We start from the raw sequence: 5,207 nt of genomic DNA, 5'->3' as shown, positions 1-5,207 counted from the left end.
CTGCAATCGCCGGATTGCGCTGAAGCGGCCTGCCCGGTCCGCGCGCAAGCGGCACCGTGACCGCAAAGCACGAACCATGTCCCGGGCGCGAACGGACATCGACGGCATGGCCCAGCAGCCGCGACACACGATCGACGATGGCGAGCCCCAGGCCCAATCCCTTCTCCGGCCCGGGCGCGAGGCGCTGAAACTCTTCGAAGATGCGCTTCTGGTCCTCCGCCGCGATCCCAACGCCGGTATCCCAGACCTCGATGCGCAGCGCGCCGCCCTGCCTCCGGCAGCCGAGCAGGATGCGTCCCTTGGGCGTGTAGCGAAGCGCGTTTGACAGCAGGTTCTGCAGGATCCGACGCAGCAGGTGCGGATCGCTGCGCACCGCGAGGCGGCAACCGACGACGCGGAGGACGAGCTCGCGTTCGCGGGCCATGGCCGAGAATTCGACGTTCAACTGCACCAGCAGCTCCGCGATCGGGAAGTCGGACACCTCGGCGCGAACGGCGCCGGCATCGTAGGAAGAGATGTCGAGCAGTCTGTCGAGGACATGCTCGGTCGAGCGCAGCGCCGTAATCGCGCTGCTCGCCAAGGTGCGCTCCTTGCCGGCATCATCAGTTCGCAAGGAGCCATGCAGGCTCTCGTCGAGCGCAGACAGAAACAGACGGGCCGCGTTCAGCGGCTGCAGCAGATCGTGGCTGGCCGCCGCCAGGAAGCGAGTCTTGCCGAGATTGGCCTGCTCGGCCTCCGCCTTCGCCTGCTCGAGCGCCTCGGTCCGCTCGCGGACACGCAGCTCCAGCCCCTCATTGGCACGCCGCAAGGCTTCGGCGGTACGGTGACGCTCGGTCACGTCGGTATAGGTCGAGACGTAGCCGCCCTCGGCGACGCGGTCGTAGACGATCTCAAGCACCGTGCCATCCGGCCGCTTGCGCTCGTACAGATAGGGCCAGCTCTGCGTGGCGACGTCACGATTGACCAGGAGCGCTGCGAATTCGGACGCGGCATATTCGCCGCGCTCGACGTTGAAGGCGATGAGGTCCGCCAGTGGAAGCCCCACGCGCACGAAGTCCGGCGGCAGGTCCAGGAGCGCGATGAAACGGCCGTTCCATGCCGTGATGTTGAACTCGGCATCGAACGCGCAAATGCCCTGAGGCACGCTCTCGAGCGTGCTCTGCAAGAGGCTGCGGTTGAAGCGCAACGCCTCCGAGGCCTGGTCGAGCATCGCCATCGCTGCCCGCCGCGACAGCGAGTGCCCTTCCAGCGACGACGCGATCACCACGCGCGCCGAGGCGGCGCCAATCGCGCCGGCAAGCAGGTTCTCGGTAAACCGGATCGAGTCGAGATCGACCAGCCCTGATGGATCGAGCCGCGGCCCGGTGCCGGAAATGCGAGCGGCAAGATAGCCATCGAACGACGCCGCCCCGCGCTCCGCGCCGACAAACCGCAGCGCCAGCGCGCGCAGATCGTCGAGCCGGACCACCACGCGCGTGGACAATTTCGGAATTGATTCGCGGACGACCCCATCGGCGAACGCCGCGGCCTGATTGCGCTCGACGGTCGATTGCCGTCCGAGCGCCGAGACCACCAGGAAGCAGACAAGGTTGGCGCCGAGGCTCCAGAGCGTGGAGTGCGAGATCGGATCGACCCCTTCGAGGCCAAACAGCGCGTTCGGCTTGAGCCAGGCGAGCTGCCACGGGCCCTGGCGAACGATCTCCTCGAGAGCGGGCCAGAGCGGCGCGGCAGAGGGAAGCAGCAGCGTGTAGGCCCAGATGAAGAATCCAGCTGCGATTCCGACCGAGGCGCCGGCCTTGTTGGCACGAGGCCAGAACAGGCCGCCGACGAACGCCGGTCCGAATTGCGCGACCGCGACGAACGACAGAAGACCGATCACTGTGAGCGGATAGGACTGGTTGACCAGACGGTGCGTCAGATAGGCGAGCAGCAGGATGCCGAGGATCGAGAGCCGGCGCACCACCACTAGCACCGAAGTCATCGGACGGCTCCGCGCGCGCAGGCCGAAGACGGGCAAGCGCAGCAGCAGCGGCATGATGACGTCGTTGCAAAGCATGGTGCTGAGCGCGACGGACGTCATGATCACCATGCCGGTGGCAGCCGACAGCCCGCCGAGGAACGCAATCAGGCTGACGGCGCCCGCGTCCGCCGCAATCGGCAGCGAGATGACGTAGGTGTCGGGGTCCATCATCGCGCCGAACCGGGTGAGACCGGCCGCGGCGATCGGCAGGATCAGCAGGCTGAACAGCGCAAGATAGGCCGGGTAGAGCCATGCCGCGGTACGCGTATGGTCCGGGCTCTCGTTCTCGACGACGGCGACATGGAACGCTTGCGGCAGGCACAGAAAGGCGATCGCCGAGATGATGATTGTCGCAGGCCATACCGGCTGCGTCGGATCGAAAGTCAGAATCCCAGCCAGTTGCGGCTCGGATTGGAGCTGCGACAGGAGAGCGGCCGGCCCGCCGGACAGGCCGAACAGCACGAACAGCGCGACGATCAGGAATGCGAGCAGCTTGACGATGCTTTCGAAGGCGATCGCGAGCATCAGGCCGCGATGATGCTCGCTGGCGTGGACGTGCCGGACACCGAATACGATCGCGAACAGCGCCATCGACGCGGCAACGCCGAACGCGGAATCCTGCCAGAAGCGCAGCGCCTCGCCGCCGGCCCGTTCAGGCTGGAGGATCAGGTAATCGAAACTCTTGCCGACCGCCTTGAGTTGAAGCGCGATGTAGGGAAGCACGCTCAGCAGCGATGCGAGCGTCACGAAGGCCGCGAGCACTTGGCTCTTGCCGTAGCGCGCGGCGATGAAATCCGAAATCGAGGTGACGTTCTGCGCCTTCGCGATAGCAATCACCTTGGACAGGAGCGTCTGGCCAAACAGCAGCACCAGGGTCGGGCCGATATAGATCGTGGCAAAGTCCAGCCCGCTGGTGGCGGCCCGACCGACCGATCCGTAGAAGCTCCACGAGGTGTTGTAGACAGCAAGCGTCAGGCAATAGCTGATTGCAGCCGCCCAGGAGTTGGGCGAAACCAGCGGCCCTCCGGCGCTCCGCCGATCGCCCCACCAGGCAACCAGGAAGAGCGTGGTCACATAGCCGGCAGCGACCGCGAGAACGAACCACGCCTGCAAGACATCCTCACCCGAGACCGTCTGATCCGCCGAGCGGGGCTGGATCGCGGGCGGATACTAGAGCGTTTTCAATTGCATGGAAGGCTATTCATTCCGGCAAAGATCGGCGGCCGGAGGATCTCCGGCCGCCGACGGCAGTACTCAGGCCGCCTCGCGGGACAGCCGTTCCTGCGGCCTGCGCTTGAGCGCCAGGTTGACGACGACGGCAACCACGATGTTGAGCGCCAGCGCCAGGAGACCGGTGTAGATCGCAACCGGCCCGGCTCCCAGATCAATGCTGTGCAGCGGCTTCAGCCCGTCCGACCAGGCAAGCCACGATCCGCCTGCAAGGCCGACGGCCCAGCCGGCCAGGAGGGCCGTGCTCGAGAACCAGTTCAGATAGAGGCCGAACACCAGCGCCGGCAGCGTCTGAAGGATCCAGAGGCCTCCGAGCAATTGCAGGTCGAGCGCGAACTGCGTCGGCATCAGCAGGATGGCGAGCAGCGCACCGACCTTCACGAGCATGGAGGTGATCTTGGCGACCTTCGCCTCGCCTGCCGGAGTGACCTTCGGATCGACCCACACCTTCCAGAAGTTGCGAGTGAACAGATTGGCGGCGCCAATGCTCATGACGGCTGCCGGCACCAGCGCGCCGATCGCGATCGCGGCGAAGGCAAAGCCCGCGAACCAGCTCGGGAACAGCGTCTTGAACAGCTCCGGAACGACGTCGTTGTTGCTCGCGAGCTTGAGGCCCGCCGCATGACCCATGTAGCCCAGCAGCGCGAGCAGGCCGAGCAGCAGCGTGTAGGCCGGCAGCAGCATCGCATTCTTGCGAATGGTGTTGCCGCCTGAGGACGCGAAGATACCGGTCAGCGTGTGCGGGTACATGAAGGCGGCTAGCGCCGAGCCCAGCGCCAGCGAGGCATAAGGCAGGATCTGCGCCGGTGACAGCAGGACGCCGCCCGCGCCTTTCGCCGTAAACGCTGCATCCGCCGCGACGAAGATCGCGCCGTAGCCCCCGAGCTTCGACGGCACGATCGCGATCGCCGCGATCACCACGATGTAGATCATGATGTCCTTGACGAAGGCGATCAGCGCAGGTGCGCGCAGCCCCGACGAGTAGGTGTAGAGCGCCAGCACCAGGAAGGCGAGAACGAGCGGTATCTCGCCGTGGAGGCCGAGCGCCTTGATTGCCACCTCCATGCCGATGAGCTGGAGCGCGATGTAGGGCATCGTCGCCAGCACGCCGGTGGCCGCGACCGCGAGTTCGAGCCCGCGCGATCCGTAGGCGCCGCGCACCACGTCACCGGCGGTGACATAGCCGCGCTCCTTGGCGACCTTCCACAGCACCGGCATCACCGCGAACACGAACGGATAGACGATGATGGTGTATGGCAGCGCGAAGAATCCGTAAGCGCCGACCGCATAGACCAGCGCAGGAACGGCGATCACGGTGTAAGCGGTGTAGAAGTCGCCGCCGACCAGGAACCAGGTGATCCAGGTGCCGAACTTGCGGCCGCCGAGACCCCACTCGTCGAGATGGGCGAGCGTCTCCGGCTTGCGCCACCGCGAGGCCACGAAGCCCATGCCGGTGACGAGGATGAACAGGGCGAGGAATACGGCGAATGCCGCGCTATCGACATTAGCCAGCACGGCGCACGCTCCTGTAGACGATGTAGGTGAGCAGCGAGGTCAGCGGCACCCAGGCGAGCTGATACCAGTAGAAGAACGGGAAGCCGAACAGATGGGGCTCCCGGACATTGTAGAACGGCACGATCATCAGGCCGATGAACGGCAGCAGCAGCAAAAGACGTATCACGCTCTCCTCCCCTGTGAGTAAGGTCGACGCGCTTTTCGTGAGCGCGACTTGAGCGCGATATAGCTGACAACGACGGCCAGCCCTCCCCCTACCTTGGCTCGGCCAGACCCCCATACTTTCGTATCGGCGACGCCGTCTCGGGTCTGAGCAGCCCGCACGAGGTGGCCCTCGCGCGAAGCGGAGCTTGTCGCGCCAGGGATGAATGATGGACGGATGGGGCCGCTACTGCCGCTTGCGCTCGCTCGCCGCCGGCGTCGGCGGCTCGGGCGGCGGGAC

The 5,207-nt window shown here is 65.9% G+C and carries 3 protein-coding genes; all 3 read right to left on the bottom strand.

All coding sequences use genetic code 11. The annotated features are described in order from the left end of the window. On the bottom strand, positions 1-3,133 hold a 3,133-nt coding region (locus MOV74_RS30875; RefSeq protein WP_246930626.1), incomplete at its 3' end, for a PAS-domain containing protein. A 141-nt stretch (positions 3,134-3,274) separates the two neighbouring features. Further along, the gene (gene mctP / locus MOV74_RS30870; RefSeq protein WP_246930625.1) at positions 3,275-4,765 is read right to left on the bottom strand and encodes a monocarboxylate uptake permease MctP; all 1,491 of its coding nucleotides are present in this window, start codon (positions 4,763-4,765) and stop codon (positions 3,275-3,277) included. Beyond that, entirely contained in the window at positions 4,755-4,931 is a 177-nt protein-coding gene (locus tag MOV74_RS30865; RefSeq protein ID WP_246930622.1) for a DUF3311 domain-containing protein, read from the bottom strand. Before MOV74_RS30865 ends, mctP begins: the two co-directional genes overlap by 11 nt. Between the last annotated feature and the right edge of the window lie 276 nt (positions 4,932-5,207).

Origin of the sequence: Bradyrhizobium sp. SHOUNA76 (genome assembly GCF_023006445.1) — a bacterium.
In the GTDB taxonomy this organism is placed as follows: Bacteria; Pseudomonadota; Alphaproteobacteria; order Rhizobiales; family Xanthobacteraceae; genus Bradyrhizobium.
This window is presented reverse-complemented; position numbering and strand designations above follow the sequence as displayed.